16 protein-coding genes are annotated in these 18907 nt (G+C 50.1%); 10 read left to right on the top strand and 6 right to left on the bottom strand.

All coding sequences use genetic code 11. The annotated features are described in order from the left end of the window. Positions 1–173: 173 nt before the first annotated feature. Positions 174–1379: an MFS transporter gene (locus tag DFQ01_RS05530; RefSeq protein ID WP_245946552.1), complete on the bottom strand. Its 1206-nt coding sequence runs from the start codon at positions 1377–1379 to the stop codon at positions 174–176. 156 nt (positions 1380–1535) lie between these two features. On the opposite strand from DFQ01_RS05530, the gene DFQ01_RS05535 reads away from it, so the two are divergent. Next, positions 1536–2435 (top strand): AraC family transcriptional regulator, encoded by a 900-nt coding sequence (locus DFQ01_RS05535; RefSeq protein ID WP_110042893.1) that lies wholly within the window; start codon positions 1536–1538, stop codon positions 2433–2435. Positions 2436–2757: 322 nt separating this feature from the next. Here the strand turns inward: DFQ01_RS05535 and DFQ01_RS05540 are convergent, their stop codons facing one another. Both DFQ01_RS05540 and cax read right to left on the bottom strand, forming a co-directional pair. After that, positions 2758–4503 (bottom strand): alpha-glycosidase, encoded by a 1746-nt coding sequence (locus DFQ01_RS05540; RefSeq protein WP_110042894.1) that lies wholly within the window; start codon positions 4501–4503, stop codon positions 2758–2760. A gap of 217 nt (positions 4504–4720) precedes the next feature. Then, positions 4721–5785 (bottom strand): calcium/proton exchanger, encoded by a 1065-nt coding sequence (cax, locus tag DFQ01_RS05545; RefSeq protein ID WP_110042895.1) that lies wholly within the window; start codon positions 5783–5785, stop codon positions 4721–4723. A gap of 162 nt (positions 5786–5947) precedes the next feature. On the opposite strand from cax, the gene DFQ01_RS05550 reads away from it, so the two are divergent. After that, complete coding sequence (locus DFQ01_RS05550; RefSeq protein ID WP_110042896.1) at positions 5948–6331, top strand: Asp23/Gls24 family envelope stress response protein; 384 nt, start codon at positions 5948–5950, stop codon at positions 6329–6331. Between the two features lie 74 nt (positions 6332–6405). Here the strand turns inward: DFQ01_RS05550 and ftsW are convergent, their stop codons facing one another. Together ftsW and DFQ01_RS05560 are read right to left on the bottom strand one after the other, a co-directional pair. Next, entirely contained in the window at positions 6406–7605 is a 1200-nt protein-coding gene (gene ftsW / locus DFQ01_RS05555; RefSeq protein ID WP_110043261.1) for a putative lipid II flippase FtsW, read from the bottom strand. 10 nt (positions 7606–7615) lie between these two features. Next, the gene (locus DFQ01_RS05560; RefSeq protein WP_110042897.1) at positions 7616–7960 is read right to left on the bottom strand and encodes a YugN family protein; all 345 of its coding nucleotides are present in this window, start codon (positions 7958–7960) and stop codon (positions 7616–7618) included. 217 nt (positions 7961–8177) lie between these two features. Here DFQ01_RS05560 and DFQ01_RS05565 point away from each other — a divergent pair, with 217 nt between their 5' ends. The 8 genes from DFQ01_RS05565 to DFQ01_RS05600 all read left to right on the top strand — a co-directional run bounded on the left by DFQ01_RS05565 (position 8178) and on the right by DFQ01_RS05600 (position 16754). Then, positions 8178–9362 (top strand): M20 metallopeptidase family protein, encoded by a 1185-nt coding sequence (locus tag DFQ01_RS05565; RefSeq protein ID WP_110042898.1) that lies wholly within the window; start codon positions 8178–8180, stop codon positions 9360–9362. A gap of 214 nt (positions 9363–9576) precedes the next feature. Further along, entirely contained in the window at positions 9577–11310 is a 1734-nt protein-coding gene (locus DFQ01_RS05570) for a DNA repair helicase XPB (RefSeq protein WP_174812423.1), read from the top strand. Then, positions 11297–13270 (top strand): helicase-associated domain-containing protein, encoded by a 1974-nt coding sequence (locus DFQ01_RS05575; protein ID WP_110042899.1) that lies wholly within the window; start codon positions 11297–11299, stop codon positions 13268–13270. Before DFQ01_RS05570 ends, DFQ01_RS05575 begins: the two co-directional genes overlap by 14 nt. 77 nt (positions 13271–13347) lie before the next feature. Further along, a complete protein-coding gene (locus DFQ01_RS05580; protein ID WP_110042900.1) occupies positions 13348–13848 on the top strand; it encodes a YlbF/YmcA family competence regulator in 501 nt (166 codons plus the stop codon). A gap of 57 nt (positions 13849–13905) precedes the next feature. Next, positions 13906–14169 carry a YlbG family protein gene (locus DFQ01_RS05585; protein ID WP_110042901.1) on the top strand — a complete coding sequence of 88 codons (264 nt, stop codon included), beginning with the start codon at positions 13906–13908 and terminating at the stop codon, positions 14167–14169. A gap of 252 nt (positions 14170–14421) precedes the next feature. After that, positions 14422–14859 carry a hypothetical protein gene (locus DFQ01_RS05590; RefSeq protein WP_110042902.1) on the top strand — a complete coding sequence of 146 codons (438 nt, stop codon included), beginning with the start codon at positions 14422–14424 and terminating at the stop codon, positions 14857–14859. 126 nt (positions 14860–14985) lie between these two features. Then, positions 14986–15897 carry a selenium metabolism-associated LysR family transcriptional regulator gene (locus DFQ01_RS05595; RefSeq protein WP_110042903.1) on the top strand — a complete coding sequence of 304 codons (912 nt, stop codon included), beginning with the start codon at positions 14986–14988 and terminating at the stop codon, positions 15895–15897. Then, positions 15888–16754: a PHP domain-containing protein gene (locus tag DFQ01_RS05600; protein WP_110042904.1), complete on the top strand. Its 867-nt coding sequence runs from the start codon at positions 15888–15890 to the stop codon at positions 16752–16754. The genes DFQ01_RS05595 and DFQ01_RS05600 overlap by 10 nt, the downstream gene beginning before the upstream one ends. A gap of 236 nt (positions 16755–16990) precedes the next feature. Here the strand turns inward: DFQ01_RS05600 and DFQ01_RS05605 are convergent, their stop codons facing one another. Continuing rightward, positions 16991–18754: an Rqc2 family fibronectin-binding protein gene (locus tag DFQ01_RS05605; RefSeq protein WP_110042905.1), complete on the bottom strand. Its 1764-nt coding sequence runs from the start codon at positions 18752–18754 to the stop codon at positions 16991–16993. Between the last annotated feature and the right edge of the window lie 153 nt (positions 18755–18907).

The following is an 18907-nucleotide window of genomic DNA, read 5'->3' on the forward strand; positions in this document are numbered from 1 at the left end:
TATCGAGCACGTCCCGGGGCGAGCCGTCCAAGGAACGCGTGATGCTCAGCACGCAGCTAAGCGGCATTATGCTGCCGGAGGTCGGACAACCGGAGATTCCTTCGAAGTGCCCTATTGGTACTTTTATGTTGAGAGCGCGGTTTAATCCAATAATCCATCTTTTTTCGGCAGTGTCAAAAAGAACGTCTACTGTGTGCGGTCGATGATTTAGTTCTATTTTTGCTTAAGGAGAAAATAGCTGACAGGATAGCCAAGATAACAATCAGTCCGCCAACCCAAGTGTTCATTGTTACGGAATAATAGTTTAAAATCAGTCCCCCGACGATAGAGCCTGCTGCAACTCCTATATGTAAAGACGAGGTATTAAAGCTTAGCTGGATATCCGAGGATTCCGGAGCTGTCTGTATAAGGTAGCTTTGAATGGCGGGACTTGGCGCCATATTAAATGCACACCAGACGATGACGACGATGAGTAACGGAAAGATTGAATCCGTAGAATAAGGCAATAAGAGTATCGCTAGCGAATGCAGCAGGAGAGCGATAATCATTGTCTTGCCGTTGCCAATTTTATCGGAGGACCAACCTCCAATCCATCCTCCTGCTATCCCTGCTAATCCATATACAAACAGAACAAGACTGATCATGCTTGTTGACAGCCCCATCGTCTCGTTCAAAAAAGGGGTAATATACGCATAGATGGTGAATTGGCCAGTCATCTGTAAGATCGAGATCAAATGAGCAGACAAGATTTTGGAATTCTTTAGCGTTCGAAGTTGATCCCGCAACGGGACCCCCGGTCGCGGAGCAACCTGCGGGAGAAATCGATTGACTGCCCAGGCTACGATTAAGGTAAGAGCTCCGACCAAAGCAAAAGTCGAGCGCCATCCCCAGATATTACCAATGAATGTGCCAAGAGGGACACCGATGACAAGAGATGCGCTTATTCCCATAAAAATAATGCCGATCGCGCGCCCTCTTAATTCGGATGCAACGATGCTTGAAGCCATAACGATAGAAAGAACAACTACAATCGAGCAGCTTGCCGCAAGTATAATTCTCGAAATAAGAAGAATGGTAAAGTTAGGGCTAACTATCGCTATCATATTTCCTGCGAAGAAGACAAGCATGGCAGCAGTCAATAATTTTTTGCGCTCGACTTTAGAGGTAAGGTTGATGAGTATTGGCGAGCCAAAAGCGAAGACGAGTGAATAGACAGTAATCAATTGGCCTGCGTTGCCTACAGAAACATTCAGATCTTGGGCAATCATATCAATGATTCCGGCAATGACGAGTTCAACGGTCCCTACTACGAACGAGGCAATAGCCAAAATCCATATTCTTTTATCCATTTCAATCTCCTTTAATATCCCTTTAATCATTTCTAGTGCTATCCCCTAGGTTGCTTTCATTTTTACACAGATTTATTTCAATCTCGTAGAAGATTTAAATCACATTCTTGCCTAATCCTATCAATCGCATTGAGTTATCAAGATAGCTGGAGTTATGATAAAAAGACAAAAAATGCTTGGGAAGGTATGGGGGCGATATATAAACATACTGAGCTATCCAGTCTTATTGAAAAATTCGCAGCGCAAGACGGGGTGCATTCAACGATGATTTCCTCGCTTGAATTGATTCGCAGTTCTACGACTACATTGCCCGTACTTAGGGTTCATGAGCCGGCGCTTTGTATTGTCACGCAGGGTTCAAAAGTCGTTATGCTCGAACAAGAACGTTACTCTTATGGACCTTCCGATTATTTAGTCGTTTCAGTCGACTTGCCGATCTCTGCACAAATTACGGAAGCCTCACCTGAAGATCCGTATTTGTGCATACGTCTTAAGCTGGAGTCCTTGCAAATCTTTGATATTTTAAAGGAGTTATCTTCCGAATCGATCAAAAAGAGGGGAATGCGGAGAGGAATATTCGTTTCGGAAACGGACGAATATATAATCGATGCTGTAACCAGGCTCGTTCGCCTGTTGGAAAAACCGGAAGACGTCCCGATTATTGGACCGTTGATCATCCGTGAAATCTATTATAGGGTTCTGAAGGGTGAACAAGGGGAGTATCTCAAACAGATTGTGCTTGATGGAAGCAACGTGCAGCGAATCGTTAGAGTTATTAATCAGATTAAAAACAATTATGCTGCTCCTCTACCTATGGAAGAGTTAGCGCATTCCGTTCATATGAGCCCTGCATCGCTATTCCGCCATTTTAAAGAAGTGGCTGCAATGAGTCCTTTGCAATACCAAAAGAAGATCCGGCTTCTGGAGGCGAGGCGACTTTTATTATCGGAAGCGATAGATGCATCTGAAGCAGGATATAGAGTTGGCTATGAAAGCCCTTCTCAGTTTAGCCGTGAATATAGAAGAATGTTTGGAATGCCTCCCGTCAGCGATATCAAACAATTACAGAACGCCCTGCAAAAGTGAAACTCAAAAAAGATATAACTTAACTCATTGATAGCATTACTTATTTTAGAATTTCAAAGTTCGAGTTGGCACCGTTCGAACGCCTGGATAAACAAGAACTATTCTCTTCTGCAGGATAACTGGTGGAGTAACAATCGGGTAAAAGTTTCGGGACATATTGTCGATAAAATATATCGTTCTTAAGTAGAACTAAACAATGATGCTCCGTTCGTATTGTTCAGCAACGAAGTACGTTAGCTCAATAAAACAGCGGCAGTCTAGGATATATCAGTCCGAGGCTGCCGCTGTTTATTTTTAAGCTTTATTTTTATTGAAGCAACCCTTACGCACGCAGTACAGCGTAGCTGTACGCTTCGAGTGAAATTGTTCCGTTCGGCTTCAATTGAGCGCCTTCGGATAATGCATCCGTCCAGCGCGCTCCTTCGCCTATAGCAGGGAGCGTAAAGCTTGCTGCCTCATCCGCAGCGTTCAAGACGATAGCGAAGCGCTCGGCGCCTTCCTGACGCTCGTAGGCAAGCAAGCGGCTGCCTGACTCGGCTGACAGGAACGAGAAGTTAGTACCGCGAAGCGCAGCATGTTCCTTGCGCATCGAAATAACCGTCTGGTAGAACGAGAATAGATCGCGATTTTGCTTCTCCTCGTCCCATTCCATACATTTGCGACAGCCAGGATCGCCGCCTCCTGTTAAGCCAACCTCATCGCCATAGTAGATGCAAGGCACGCCAGGGAACGTCAGCTGGAACAAGGCTGCAAGCCTCATCCGGCGTTCGTCCTCATCGCAGATCGTCAGCAGCCTTGGCGTATCGTGGCTGTCCAGCAGGTTGAAGGCTGTTTCCGTTACCTGGAGCGGGTACGCTGCGAGCTGGTTGCCGATAGAATCCGCGAACTGCTTCGCGTCCAGCTTGCCATAGCTGCAGAAATCAAGCACCGCGTTCGTGAACGGGTAGTTCATTACGGCGTCGAACTGATCGCCTTGCAGCCACATGAGCGAATCATGCCAGATTTCACCGAGGATATACGCTTCTGGATTAGCGGTTTTCACGACCTGACGGAATTCACGCCAGAATGCATGATCCACCTCGTTGGCAACATCAAGCCGCCAGCCGTCAATGCCGATTTCCTCGATCCAATATTTTGCTACATCCAGCAAGTGACGCTTCACTTCGGGATTCTCGGTATTCAGCTTCGGCATGGAGGCGACGAAAGCGAAAGTCTCGTAGCTTGGAATGCCTTCCTCGGACACCGATACGGGCCATTCTCTTACATGGAACCAATTTGCATATTGCGAATCGGCGCCATTCTGGAGCAGGTCCAGGAATGGCGGGAACGTTCCGCCGGCATGGTTGAACACCGCATCAAGCAGAACTCGAATGCCGCGTGCGTGGCAGGCTTCGACCAGCTCTTTCAGTTTTTCGTTCGTACCAAAGCTTGGGTCGACTTTCAAATAGTTGGTCGTGTCGTATTTATGGTTGGAGGGCGCCTCGAACACAGGCGTGAAATAGATCGCATTGATGCCAAGATCGTTCAAGTAGTCTAGATGATCAATAACGCCCTGCAGATCACCGCCGAAGAAGTTGCTTGGGGTTGGCTCCTCGCCCCAAGGCTCCGCTTTAGCAGGTGTCAGTGATGGGTCGCCACTGGCGAACCGTTCCGGGAAGATCTGATAGAACACGGCATCTTTCGCCCAAGCCGGAGGCTGGAACAGATCGATCGGATTAATATAGGGGTAGTCGAAGAAAGAGAGCGAGTCCTGCGGTTCTTCCGTCTGAAATGATTGTTCGGTCATATACGCGACGTTGCCTTCTGTGTCCGTCAGTTCGAACGCGTAGCGAAGCCGGCGGAATGGGGGCTTAACAACCGTCTCCCAATAATCGAACAGCTCGTCAGAAGCGAATACGCGCATCTCAGAACGCTCGACCGTTTTCTCCCATGCATATTTGTCGCCGTAAATAGCGGTCACAGACGTCAGATCGCCGCGTTTCGTCCGGATTCGAAGATAGATATGTGCAGCATCGTAGGCGAACGCCCAGTTATTTTTCGGCCGGTGATAGATTGCTTCTCTCAACATTGACATCGTCTCCTCGTGTGCGGCACAGGAAGCCGCTGGGATGGCGCACATGATCATACAAAAAAAGGCACAACGCTCGAATCCGTCACAATGACGTTCGAGGTTGTACCTTGTGCTGTGCGCAGGTAACATTGCCTTTAAATTAGATATCGGAAATAACGATGTAATCCGATAAGGTCATTATAAAGGACGAAGATTCAAATTGCTATAGCTATCTTTAAACGAGGTAGAACGCGAAGCCGAGAATCACATAGAGCATCAGGAGCAGCACGCCTTCGTACCAGTTCGTCGAACCGTCCTTGTTGACTGACTTGGCGATGAAGACGGATACGCCAATTGCCGTCAATTCGATGGGTGAGAATACGATATCCATGAACGAATTGTGGTTGAACAGAATGCTCACCAAGATAAGCACTGGTGCGACGAACAAGGCAATTTGCAAGCTGCTGCCAATGGCGATTTCGACCGCGGCACCGATTTTATTTTTCATCGCAAGCATTATTGCTGCACTATGTTCGGCTGCGTTGCCCACGATCGCGATAACGAATGCACCAACGAATAGCTCGGATAGGCCGAATTTGTGCGTGAACGTATCGAGTGTATGGACGAGCCACTCGCTAGTGAATGCGACCATTACAGTAGCGACGACGAGCATGATGATCGATGTCATTTTGGACCACGCAGGCTCTTCGCCATGATCGGCATTCATAACTTCGTCGGACAGCATATCTTTATGGGTAATCATCGAGAAGACGAGCCAGAGCAAGTAGCAGACGATGAGAATGCAAGCGACAGCTATGCTGAGGAGCTTATCTTCGTCGATGGAGAACTTCTCCATCTTAATGAAAACAGCAGGGACGAACAGGGCAATGACCGCCAGAATCATGAGAGATCCGTTATGCTCTGCAAGCTTGATATTGTAGGTTTGCACCTTATATTTTAACCCGCCTAAGAGGACGCTGAGACCAAGCACGAGCAGCAGGTTACCAATAATAGAGCCGGTAATACTCGCCTTCACCATGTCGAACAGCCCTTCCTTGACAAGGAAGATCGCGATGATGAGCTCCGCCGCGTTGCCGAATGTTGCATTCAAGAAGCCGCCAAGCCGTTGTCCGGCATAGTGTGCTACGCTTTCGGTTGCTTTCCCGAGGAAGCCAGCGACGAATATGATGGCAATCGCTGAGATGATGAACTGAGCCGTCATATCCCAATGACCGAAATGGCCGATTGCGCTGAGTGCAAACATGACGATTAGACCTGTGAAAAACAATTTCTGTCTCAATGGCGTGCACCTCGTTTTTGAACGGATTGATTTGTCTGCCCATTACTATACTGGAAATCGCAGGATATGTAAACTTTGCCCAATTCGACGGCATTCGCGGCTTGCTTCCGCACGAGTGTTCCGATACAATATTATCAAATGGTAACTAGAGGAGAGAGCGACATGACTGAACAACTTCAAACCGGCCTTATTCGGATATCCGACGACGTCGTCGCTACAATCGCAGGACTGTCTGCGCTTGAAACGCCTGGTATCGCCGCAATGTCCGGCGGTATTTCGGAAGGGCTCGCGAAGCGGCTCAGCGGTAAGAACGTCCAGAAGGGCGTTTCCGTTGAAGTCGGACAGCTGGAAGCAGCGATTGATTTGCGCGTCATCGTAAAGTATGGCATTCCAATCCATGAAGTATGCCGTTCACTGCAAGTGAATGTGCGTGAGTCGGTCGAGAACATGACGGGTCTTCATGTGGTAGAAGTGAATGTGAAGGTTGAAGGCGTAGCCTTCAAGGAAGAGGAAGTCATTGAGCAAGATCCGCATCGTGTAAAATAAAATAAAACAACAACGCCCCGTTCCAACCTGCCAATGGCAGTCATGGACGGGGCGTTGTTGTTGTGCTCTTGCAATTATTGCTGCCGGGCACGGAAATTACCTTGCTTAGAACGGACATTACTATGATCCGTCTTGTAATATTCTCTAGAGATGCTCAGCAGAATCCCCATACTTAGCAGCACGACGATTATGGAAGATCCTCCGTAACTAATGAACGGAAGCGTGACACCGGTAATCGGGATTGCGCCAATAACACCGCCAATGTTGATGAAGGCTTGCACACCGATGAGACCGACGATACCTGTACCTACGATCGTTCCGTATACATCCGGGCAACGAAGGGCGACGATTAAGCCGCGCCATAGGAACAACAGGTAGATAAGCAGAAAGACGACACTGCCGATAAAGCCGAACTCTTCCGCGATTATCGCAAAAATAAAATCGTTATACGGAAACGGAAGATAATCGAGCTTCTGAACGCTTTGTCCGAATCCTGCTCCTGTCAGGCCGCCGTGTCCTAATGCACCAAGCGAGCGGACAAGGTGGTAGCCTGTCCCTTGTGCGTTCTCAAGTGGATGCAAGTACGAGGTAAACCGGTATAAACGGTAGGCAGACTTCGTTGGGTTGACCATGGCAGATACGGATAGAAACAAACCTGCCGCAACAGCTGCGATGAGTCCGGCAGACATGAGCTGCTTAAAGTTCGCGCCGCCGCCGACCATCATGATTGCTGCTGCAGTTGCAATGATTAGACAACCGCCAAGATCGGGCTGTGCCATGATCAGTCCGCAAACAAGTCCGAGAATAATGAAGACTGGCAGCAGGCCTTTCTTGAAGTCACGGAATTGCTCGCCTTTTTTGGAGATGAGTCTACCCAAATATAAAATAAGTCCCAGCTTGGCGAACTCTGTAGGTTGAATGCCGAAGCCTCCGAGATACAGCCAGCTGCGAGCTCCGTTTACTTCAGTTGCGATATAGGGCACGAGCGCCAGCAAGCCGATGGAGCCCGCGGCGTACAGCATGCCAATTCCCTTCTGAAAAGACAGATAAGGCATGTTCATCAGTATGAACATGCCGATCATCCCAAAGAACGCGAACATGATCTGCCGCTTCGTGAAGAATAGGGCGTCATAATTGTAACGCGAATCCGCAACCGCAATATTGGAGCTTGAGCTGAACACCATGACGAGACCAAAGCCGACGAGCAGCAAAATGAGCACGAGCAGTAAAAAATCAGGCCGCCCTTTTGATATGGATCCCGTCTTTGATTTCATCTGGACGCCTTTATGCAAGCAGTGCGCGAAGCTGCTGCAGACGTTGATTCGCGATATTCAAGATTTGATTAGGTACTGGCGTCTCATAATCAAGACCATGAGGGAACGTTGCACGGCCGATATAAACATCGTCGAGCGACAGAACCGCGTTTGGATTTTCCAGTTTACCTTCGACTGCATGCGTGTTGATGCGCACGAAGTATGTTTCGTGGCTTGCGTTATCTTCTAATTTCAAATCGTATGTAGCGCGCGTATATTCCCATTGCCATCTTACGAAACCGAGTTTATGCGTCGATTCGTCAAGATGAGCCAGGTCGCTTGTCATGCCGTTTAATCCCGTATTCTCGATAATCATTAGCAGTTGACCTCCTATAGTTCACAAAGAAAGTTGAAATGGCCTGTAAAACTTTGCACATTTCTTAGTATCTATTCTTAACTCATGATAGTATGTTTCCCCTTTACGCGCAAGCCTTCCAGCTGTCAAATGAATTTGTTGTATGACTACCTTGCGGAAGGCCATTCTGATACAATTAATAATTAATCGAGACAGCAAAAGGATAGGAGGGATCAGGATGAATCATCACTGGGATCCTACAGACGAGCTGAAGAGCGCCTACTCAGAAATGGTGGAATGGCGCAGATATTTGCATCGGAATCCTGAGCTCTCGTTTCAGGAGCAACGCACCTCTGCTTGGATCGCGGACAAGCTTCGCTCATTTGGCTGTAAGGTGACAGAGCAAGTAGGCGGCTATGGCGTTGTTGCAGACATTGAAGGTGCAGAGAGTGGTCCTTGCATTGCACTGCGCGCCGATATTGATGCACTGCCGATCCAAGACGCGAAAACTTGCGAATATTCGTCTACTGTACCAGGTGTTATGCATGCTTGCGGTCATGATGGTCATACGGCGACTTTGCTTACGATTGCGCGGCTGTATGCATCGAACCGTGATCAGTGGAAGGGAACGAGAAGACTGCTGTTCCAACCGGCTGAGGAGCTGTGCCCCGGCGGAGCTGCGGCGATGATTCGTGACGGCGCGCTGGATGGTGTAGATGCGATCTATGGGGTGCATCTGTGGACGCCGATTCCTTATGGAGTTGTTGCTTCACGAGGCGGTGCGTTGATGGCTGCTCCAGATGAATTCACAATTACAGTTACAGGGCGCGGCGGTCATGGCGGCATGCCGCATCAGACGGTTGATGCAGTCATCACAGGCGCATCTCTTGTCGGAGCACTGCAGACGATTGTAAGCCGGAACGTCGATCCCATTGATCCGGCCGTTGTAACGGTTGGTTCGTTCCAGGCTGGCACAACGGGCAACGTCATTGCGGAGCAAGCGGTGTTGAATGGAACTGTACGTACCTTTAATAATGAAGTGCGCCAGAACATTAGAAATCGAATGGAATCGATTATTACGCATACAGCCGCTATGTTCGGCGCACAGATTGTACTGGACTATCGGGAAGGTTATCCAACAGTCGTCAACGATGAGGGGGAAGCGGCTCGGTTCGATGAGGTGGCCCAACAATTGTTTGGTGAAGACGGCGTTCGGCGGTCTGACCTCATAATGGCTGGTGAAGACTTCTCCTACTATTTACAGCAGAGAAAGGGATGCTTCATGTTCGTTGGTGCGGGAAATGACGAATGCGGGGCTTCCTATGCGCACCATCATCCGAAGTTCGATATTGACGAGCGATCGATGCTTATGTCAGCAAGATTGCTAATCGGTATGGCTGAACATCGCGCGGCGGAACAGTAATCTATGCAGGATTGGTTTAACAGGCAGTCGAGCCTCGCTCGGCTGCCTATTTATTTTTCCGAGACAATACGTGCAATTCAAGTATGGCAAAATTATGAATTTTACCAAAATAAAACGGGTGCGCCACGAATGGACGGGGGCTGAAGTGGATAAAAAGGGGAGCAGGATATGAAACTAATCTTGTATGGAGTCCTTATGGAATCGGAGTGAGGTTATGATGGAATCGAAAGGGAAGCCGATTATCGTTCTATCGGATCTGACGATTCTTTATGATGAACGGACGGCGAATGATGATAGCATACGTGAACGGTTGTCTGTATTCGCAGAGCTCATGAAGCAGGCAGGTCCGCTCCATACCTATCGGATGACGCATCTAGCGTTGTGGAATGCGGCATCATTGGGTATGCAGGCAGATGAAGTGATTGAGATGCTCAATGATCATGCGCGATATGCCATAGCTGAACAGGTCATCCGGTCGATTCGACAGATTATGGGGCGCTATGGCCGTTTAATGCTGGAACGGATGAATGGCGAGGAACAACTTTTACAACTGCGCGGCGACGAGGCAATCATCAATGATATTGCCGGTGAAGCGTCGCTTAATTCGATGTTCAGTACTCGTGTTGACGCTGCAACGATATCGCTTCGAACGGATCGGCGTGGTTTATTGAAGCAGGAACTTCTCCGGCTTGGTTATCCTGTCATCGATACAGCAGGCTATCGGAGCGGGGAGACGCTATCTGTGACGCTTAGAGACGCAACACGGCTTGGTGTGCCGTTCAAGCTCCGTGAATACCAGAGCCAGGCGGTAGACCGTTTCTTCGAGGACAGCCGTGCAGGCGGCGGAAGTGGGGTCATTGTGCTGCCTTGCGGTGCAGGGAAGACGATAGTTGGCATAGGCGTTCTCTCTCGGCTGCAGTGTGCGACGCTTATTCTTACCTCTAGCCTAACATCTGTAAATCAGTGGAAGTCGGAGATATTGGATAAAACAACGATAGACAGTGAATCGATCGGCGAGTATTCATCCAAGCAGAAGCAGGTACGTCCGATTACGATCGCGACCTATAATATGATGGCTACCAGTGCCGCATCAAGCGAATCAAACGCTGTAGGTGCCGAGGAGCAAGATTACCGCCATTTGCAGTTGTTCGGCGAGCGCGATTGGGGGCTCATCATTTATGACGAGGTGCATATGCTGCCCGCACCTGTGTTTCGCATGACAGCAGATCTGCAAGCAACGCGCAGACTTGGACTGACGGCAACACTTGTACGTGAGGATGGTCGAGAGCGTGATGTGTTCTCTCTCATAGGACCGAAGCGATATGAACTGCCTTGGAAGCAGCTGGAGCAGAGTGGGGACATCGCCGCGATACATTGTGAGGAGGTGCGAGTTCCACTTCATGATGCGTCTGCCTATTGGGTCGGCAATGCGCGGGCTCGCGCACGGCTTGCTGCCGAGAACCCGAATAAGACAGCCGTTGTACGGCAGCTTCTGTCCCGCCACAAGGGACGGCCTGCCCTTGTTATCGGCGTTTATCTTCGGCAGTTGGAGAAGCTTGCTAACGAGCTGGGTGCGCCCTTGCTGACAGGCGAGGTGGCACAGGAGGAACGGGCAAGGCTGTATGAAGCATTCCGCCGTGGCGAGCATCCTGTTCTCGTTGTATCGAAAGTTGCGAATTTCGCTGTTGATCTGCCGGATGCCTCCGTCGCTGTTCAAGTGTCGGGCAGCTATGGTTCAAGACAGGAAGAAGCGCAGCGGATTGGGCGGCTGCTGCGTCCGAAGCGTGATCATAGCGAAGCGGTGTTCTATTCCCTAGTGACAGAAGGGACAACGGAGGTAGATTATGCGCTTAAGCGCCAACGTTTCATGATCGAGCAGGGGTACCGTTACAGTCTAACGGCTGCTGCTGTGCAGATGAAGGAGGAGAAGGGCCATGATGCTGAATGAACTGCGGAGACGACTATCAGTTGATGAGTTGGCTCGTTTGGATCAAGCCTCGATGTGGGGGACTGAGGTGCGGTGGTCGGAAGCGATTCTAAGACCTGATGTCTTACGCGAGATGCTGGCGAAAATGTCTCCTCACACCGAACGACTTATCCGTTACTGGGTTCGCAGCATTGGGCCGATCCCGATTCAAGAAGAACAGCTTCAAGCTCGCTGTGTGCAAGAAGCCGGGCTGGCAGGAGCGGAATTACGTTCAGCGCTGCGCGATCTGCGATCGAGTGGCGTTCTCTTCGCGGTTCGCAAGTCGTGGGGCGAGCAGCTGTTGTTTTTGCCTTCTGACTGTTACTTAGCTTGGAGACGGGCGCTTGCCGCCTCTTCTCCAGTGGACGATTTCATAGATCGGACTGAAGGGGGTATGAGTCAATTTGGCAGCAGTGAAGGGTCGGAAACGAAATTGGCTTTCGACGAGAACGCTTCTTCCGTTCCACTGGGGAGAAGGTTGGTACGTGCCTATGCAGCGCTCCATACGATTGGGTTAGACACAACGTCGAAAGGGTTATTTTCGAAAAAAATAGCAGCAGACATCGCTCGCATCATTGCACTACGGGATGTAGATGCATTCGGACGACTTCGGCCCGTCTACCAAGAACAATATCCGTTTGCCTTCTCGCTTGCGCTCGATATTGCCGCAAGGCTTGGTTTGATCGTCCATCGGGAAGGCGCAGAGCAGGCTTGGAGTTGGTCTACCGATACGTTAGAGGGATGGCTCGGTGGCAATCCGTTCGTGCGCGAGGCAGAGCTGATTCGTTTGTTTACGATTCGTTACGGTTTCCGTAATCCTGCCGAAGCTGCTCTGACGTCCGGCTTGCTGCTGCTTGGGACAAACGAGAGCCACCAGATGAATGAACCGTTGCATCCGTTCCTGTCCCAGTGGATAGAAGCGTTGTGTGCATGTGGATGGGCATCAATGACGTCAGGTTATACAGGTGGCTGGAAGTTCCAGTGGTTGATTGATCCCTGGTCAGACGTAACGGGTAATGCTATTACAGAGTCGATCCTTATACTGCCCGATGGCGAAGTCATCGTTCCGCCTGGTGTGACGTTTTCTGTACGTTGGCTGGTCGAACAAGCTGCGGAATGGGTCAACGACGATACTGTGACATTTTACCGAATAACCGATAAATCAGTTATGGCGGCAGCTGAACGAGGTGTTACAGCTAAGCGGCTCGTAGCAGACCTGCAGCATGCATCAGGTGATGTTCCGCTGCCTGAAGAGCTTGAACACTCCATCCTGCACTGGGTTTCGCGTGCTGGACGTACCATGATCGAACAAGTCATGCTGCTGCGATGCGACACCAAAGAAATTGCTGATGCGGCTGCTAGCCGTGAAGCATTGTCATCATTGCTGCAGGAACGGCTTGGGGATCGGACATTCATAATTCGTCAGAGCGATGAGGTGCAAGTGCGTCGAGAGCTGGAACGAGCGGGATGGCCGCCGATGCGTCAGGAACCTACAGTCGAGCCTGAGGAGACGGCTCGCACTGGCACAGTCAACAAACGTAAACCAGCAAGCAGACGAACAAGCTCCGGTGTCACTGTCCCTGCAGCGTTCATTTATGACGAGCACGCTCTTCATATGTATGAGCTGTTAGCCGTCAATGAGCAGCTTATGAAGTTAGAGCAGGCTGGCGCAGCTCCCGCGGAATGGCCAGCAGCGTGGACGGGCCAACTGCGGCAGTATCATTTTTCGACGAGGAAGCAGATGATTGAGCAGGCTTTGGCGTGGGGAGCGCCGCTTGAGCTTCGAACGGGAGGAAGGCTTGTAGAGCTTGTTCCTGAACGGCTTGACGATAGTCACGACTCGTGGTCTGTAGCTGGCTATTTGCGCTCGGAGGAAGCTTATGAGCCGGTGCGGCTGCTGCCTGATATGTGGGACGAAATGCGTCTCATTATTCCGCTATAAGCACGCTCTATCGTTCTGTCCTTCGAAATGGTATAGTAAAGAGGATCGAATATTTCTACTGGAGAGAAGGTGCATGGATGCCAACGGTTGAAGAGCGATTTGAATTGGATTCGGTCTCGTATGCTGAAGCTGAAATCATGACGGATCTCGATATGACCGATATAGTTCTCAGGGCCTATGAGTTGGGCGAGGTAATCAACCATTCGGCTGAAGTCGCCGATTATTTATATTGGAAATCCGTTGTTGATCAAGACGCTGAAGTTCAGGCTGCCGCTAAGCTGCTTGCGAAAGCGAAGGAGCTGTTCCAGGAATGCGAGCGGTTCGGCCGTTTCCATCCGGATTACCATGCGGCCAAGGATCGTATGCGTGAGGCGCAGGCTCGCCTTGATACGTTCGAGGTCGTTCGCAGCTTCAAGGCGGCTGAGCAGGTCGTAGATACGATGCTGTATGACGTTTCGCGGCTCATTGCCGACTCTGTTTCAGAATCGGTGAAGGTGCCAAGCAATGACCCGAATCCGAAAGGAAGCGGCTGCGGAGGCGGCGGGTCATGCGGCTGCGGCAGCGGCGGCTGCGGATAAGCGAGCAGGATCAATAACGCGCTCATGGGATGGCGGAGATAGAGGGGGAAGGTCGTCATGTTGTCGGAACGTACAGGGTATATTGTGTGGGTATCGGATTTGAAGGCGGCCCGTTCGTTGGATAAATACGGTACTGTGCACTATATGTCCAGGAAGATGCACTATGTTGTGATGTATGTTGATGCAGACCGTGCGGAGGAGACATCGCGCAATATCGCGAGGCTGCCATTCGTACGCAAGCTGGAGCGGTCTTACCGCAACGAGCTGAAGACGGAGTATGCAAGTAAGGTGCCGGATAAGACTCGTTCTTACAGCATATAATTCGTATAACAACAGGTGAAATTCTCTGCGTTTCGTATTTCCGGTTGGAAAGACGCAGAGAATTTTTTTTTATCTATTTTTAATTTTAACGAAGTGAAATATATGTGGTATACTTTACTTAGGAGTAATACATTTTATAACAATATTGGCTCGGCTTTATTTTTATGTTGAAATATCAACACGGAATGATAGAATGGAAGCGAGCATATTACTAGGAATAAAGACCTGCTTCCCGGGGAGGGGTGAGTCGGGATGAGAGACAAGTTAACCGAGAGATGGAGTACTTACGAACCGTTTTATGTTGAATTGGCTGATAAGAAAGTCGCTGACGTAGTAATTACGAATCATGCTAAGAGTCGTTGGATGGATCGGGTAGAAACCAGTAAGACCGGCTTCGCCGATATCGCCGAGTTTATGTGGCAATGTTTAAAGCAAGGACGAGTTGCATCTTATTACCGCAATGAGCAAGACGTATACTTAATTGATGATGATCTCGTGTTTGTGGCAGAATTTGCCGAGCTTGAGAAAGAGACGGATTTGATCGGCAATCCACTGCATAAGATGATTGTCGTCACGTTCCTCGGCCGCATGTCGGAGACCATCGAGCTGCGTGATTTGAAATCATACTATTCGTGGCTTCGCCACTCTCGCCGGATGACGCTGATTAAGAACAGCAGGAAAAGAAAATAGCGAACAATTTCTTAAAGAAGTGCCCTCGGCGCTTCTTTTTATTTTGCGGTAACAGGCCAAGGTTTGCGGTATAATAGTGAGATATAGCCACTATCGGAACGATCGGGAAGGCAGGAACGACAGATTATGGCGTTAAACTTTCATCAATTACATATTTTTTTCACGGTTGCCGAGAAAGGCAGCTTTTCAGCTGCTGCCCAAGCGCTGCATATGACGCAGCCAGCGGTTACGATGCAGGTACAATCATTGGAGGACTATTTCGGTACGAAGCTGCTGCAGCGCTCGACTAAGCGAATTGATCTGACCGAGGCAGGCCGAGCACTGCTTCCTTATGCACAGCGGAGCCTGGACCTCATACGCGAGACGGATCAAGCAATGTCGCTGTTTACGAGTAAGCTGAAGGGACGGCTGCAGCTTGGCGCGAGCTTAACGATTGGGGAATATATTTTACCGCGGCTGCTCGGACCATTCGGGTTGGAGTATCCGCATATTTCGATAAGCATGAAAGTGATGAACACCGCACAAATCATTGAAGACATTATGAATAACCAGCTTAACTTCGGCCTTATCGAAGCGCCGGTCAGCCATGCTGATATGCAGATGGACAAGGTGCTTAGCGATGAACTTGTACTCATTGTTGCCCCTAACCATCCGCTTGCTTCGCAGAAGCAGGTGACGCTGGCCGATGCGGTGAAGCATCCATTCGTCGTTCGCGAACAGGGCTCTGGGACACGGCTTGTTATGGAGGATCAGCTGCGCAAGCAAGATATTGATCCGAACTCGCTTGAGATTGTAATGGAGCTTGGCAGTACAGGTGCAGTGAAATCGGCTGTCGAAGCAGGTGTCGGCATTTCGATTGTGTCCTCCTCCTCAATTAAGCATGAGGTAGCGCTGGGCTTGATTCGTGTTGTGCCGCTTTCGGATGTTAACTTTAGACGACATTTTTATTCGATTCATCTGAAGTCCGCGCTGCTTCCGATTTCCGCGGTTACATTTTTAACTTTCTTGCGAGAGAGGGATTTGAAACAATGGTTGTAAACGAACGGGCGGATCTTCATACACATACGACTTCTTCGGACGGGACTCATGCACCGGCTGTCGTCGTTAGATTAGCGAAAGAAGCGGGACTTGCCGCTGTTGCCATTACGGATCATGATACGATGGCTGGCTGTACGGAAGCGATTGCCGAAGGTGAAAGGCTTGGGATTCAGGTCATTCCTGGCATTGAGCTCAGCACAGCTATACACGGGCGTGACATCCATATCCTTGGTTATTGGTGTAATGCTGAAGATGCCATGTGGCAGGAGAGGCTGAAACGCCAGCAAGGGTTTCGCGGACGGCGAAATCTGATGATGATCGAGAAGCTTCAAGAGCTGGGAATCGATGTGACGCTGGAGGAAATCGTCGAGCTTGCCAGCCGCAGCGGGAAGAAGGCGGACAGCGCCGAACAGATTGGAAGGCCGCATCTTGCGGATGCGTTAGTCGAGCGAGGTATTGTTGCCGATATTCGCGAAGCATTCGATCGTTACCTAGGCGAACAGGGATTAGCGTATTGCAATCCTTCACGTCCGCTGCCGACGGATGCGGTGGATTGGATTCGCGAAGCCGGAGGCGTATGCGTGATTGCGCATCCAGGTTTATACGGTGACGATGATCTCGTAGAAGAGATCGTGAAGCACGGCGGTGTTGCGGGCATTGAAGTGTATCATTCGGATCATACCCCAGAAGACGAACGGCGGTATATCGCGATGGCGGGGCGTTATGGCCTTGTGGCAACGGGCGGCTCGGATTTCCATGGTGAGAAGCGCGGCGTCGTGTTCCATGGTCCGATCGGTGGTCGCAATGTCGATGCCAATGTGATTTCGAAGCTTCAACAACTACGTCACACCAAATAGAATAATGGCCCAAACAAAAAAAGCGTTGCTTAGCAGCGCTTTTTTGTTTGTTACTAAAGAGCTCGAACAAGAGCTGTGCCCCATTGGGCACGCGACTCTTAGCATGCAGTACCTTACGCAGCCTTCAGTCCGGCCACCAGCCCCTTCCGGGGTCCAGGGGGCGGGAGCCCCCTGGGGTCCTCCCTAGCAGGGAGGATTTAAGTGGGTAGAAGTACTAAGGATTTAGGTGAAAATCATTATTTAACCGTATGCGGCAGTGTACGAATACGCTGTTCATCCGGCGTGATGAAGATCGTTTTTTGCTTATCGTAGATGACGAAGCCGGGTTTCGCGCCATTCGGCTTGCGTACGTGGCGAATTAACGTCGTATCGACAGGCACTTGACTCGATTCGCGAGCCTGGCTGTAATAGGCTGCTAGCATCGCGGCCTCCTGAAGCGTCGCTTCGCCGAAGCTTTCACTGCGAATGACGACGTGTGAGCCTGGGATGTCTTTCGTATGCAGCCAAGTGTCGGAAGAAGCGGCGAGCTTGTTCGTCAAATATTCGTTCTGCGTATTGTTTTTGCCTACGAAGATTGGAATGCCTTCCGAGGACGTGTAACAGAGCAGTGAAGGTTTTGTCGGTTTCTTCTTCTTGCTGCCCTTCTTATTGCCGCGATCGCGCAAATATTGACCTTCGACCAGCTCGTCGCGGATCTCCTGCAAATCCTGAAGCGCCGCCGTCTGCAGCTGCAGAAGTACTTGCTCGAAGTAAGCTGTTTCCGCTTCGGTAATTTTAATCTGCTCTTCAACCGCGATCAGACTGTTTTTCTGTTTGTTATATTTGCGGAAATATCGCTGCGCATTTTCCGAAGGCGTCATGAGTGGATCCAGTTCGATAGTGAGGGGCAGCTGCTCTTCATCGTAATAATTGATAACCTCGATGGCGGTATCGCCTTTGCTGATCGAATGCATATAGGCGGTTAACAGCTCTCCAAGCACGCGATAGCGATCGGCACCTTTAGCTTCCTCTATCGTCTCTTTCAGCTTCTCCAGCTTGATCTTATTCTTCGCAATCTCATTGACGACGAATTTAAGCAGATCGGATGCACGCTGTTTGACCGTATCGCGCTCTGCTTTGTCACCGTAATAAGCTTCGAGGCAGGCACTGATGGAATCATATGAAGTCGATTCGCCCTCGTACCGTGTAAGCTCTGTTGCTGAGAAATAAGACTTTCCGCTTCTTGTTTCAGTCACGATATTCGGCGAATAGCGTTCCTCGCGGAACGAGGTCATCATCTCGTTAAAAGCGGGCCATACCGCAGACGCGGTTAGAGCAACGGGATCGCTGTCCCCTGCTAAAAATGCTGCCGCGCGATGTACGATTTCACCCGCGAGAAGCGGGCTAACCCCGCCGAACGAAGCGACGAGTTTTTTGTCTGCCGCCTCCGCGCCTTCAGACTGATCCCAAGCTAATTGGAATGCCTCTTCCGTCATAACGGTAATCGGATCGATCTTGTTCTGCTCCGGTGGTGTCGTATAGGCTGCACCTGGCATAACAACGCGATAGCTGCTCAGCGCAGGCGTCACGTGGTGAATGCCGTCGTGAATCGTTCCTGTTGCGGGATCTAACAAAATAATATTGCTGTGCCGTCCCATGATTTCGACGATGATACGCTTGAACGACAGATCGCCTAGCTCATCTCGTTGGCGAATATCAATATGGATGACGCGTTCTCTGCCTGGCTGCGTAATCGACTCGATTACCGCGCCTTCGCAATATTTGCGCATGAGCATGCAGAACATAGGCGCTTCCTGCGGATTGACGAAAGCCGCCTCCGTCCAGTGGACCCGAGGGTAGGTTGGATTGGCGGACAGGAGCAGCTTGCCTGGTGTCGATCCACCGCGAATTTGTACAACAAGATCATGTGGTGTAGGTTGATGAATTTTATGAATGCGGCTGCCGACGCACGATTGGAGCTCGTGCACGACAGCTCGAATTACGATACCGTCCATTGACATGGTGATTGGGTTCTCCTTTAGCTGTAGCTTCTCAATTCCTATCATGCCATAGTCAAGCGAAAAACTTAAGTCCCGGGCTGGGATAATTTGCGGATTGTCCGAATAGATTGGAGGCAGGAAGGCTGTCCGCCTGTGCAACTGTATTGTTCGGCG

Source organism: Paenibacillus cellulosilyticus, from assembly GCF_003182255.1.
GTDB lineage: Bacteria > Bacillota > Bacilli > Paenibacillales > Paenibacillaceae > Paenibacillus_T > Paenibacillus_T cellulosilyticus.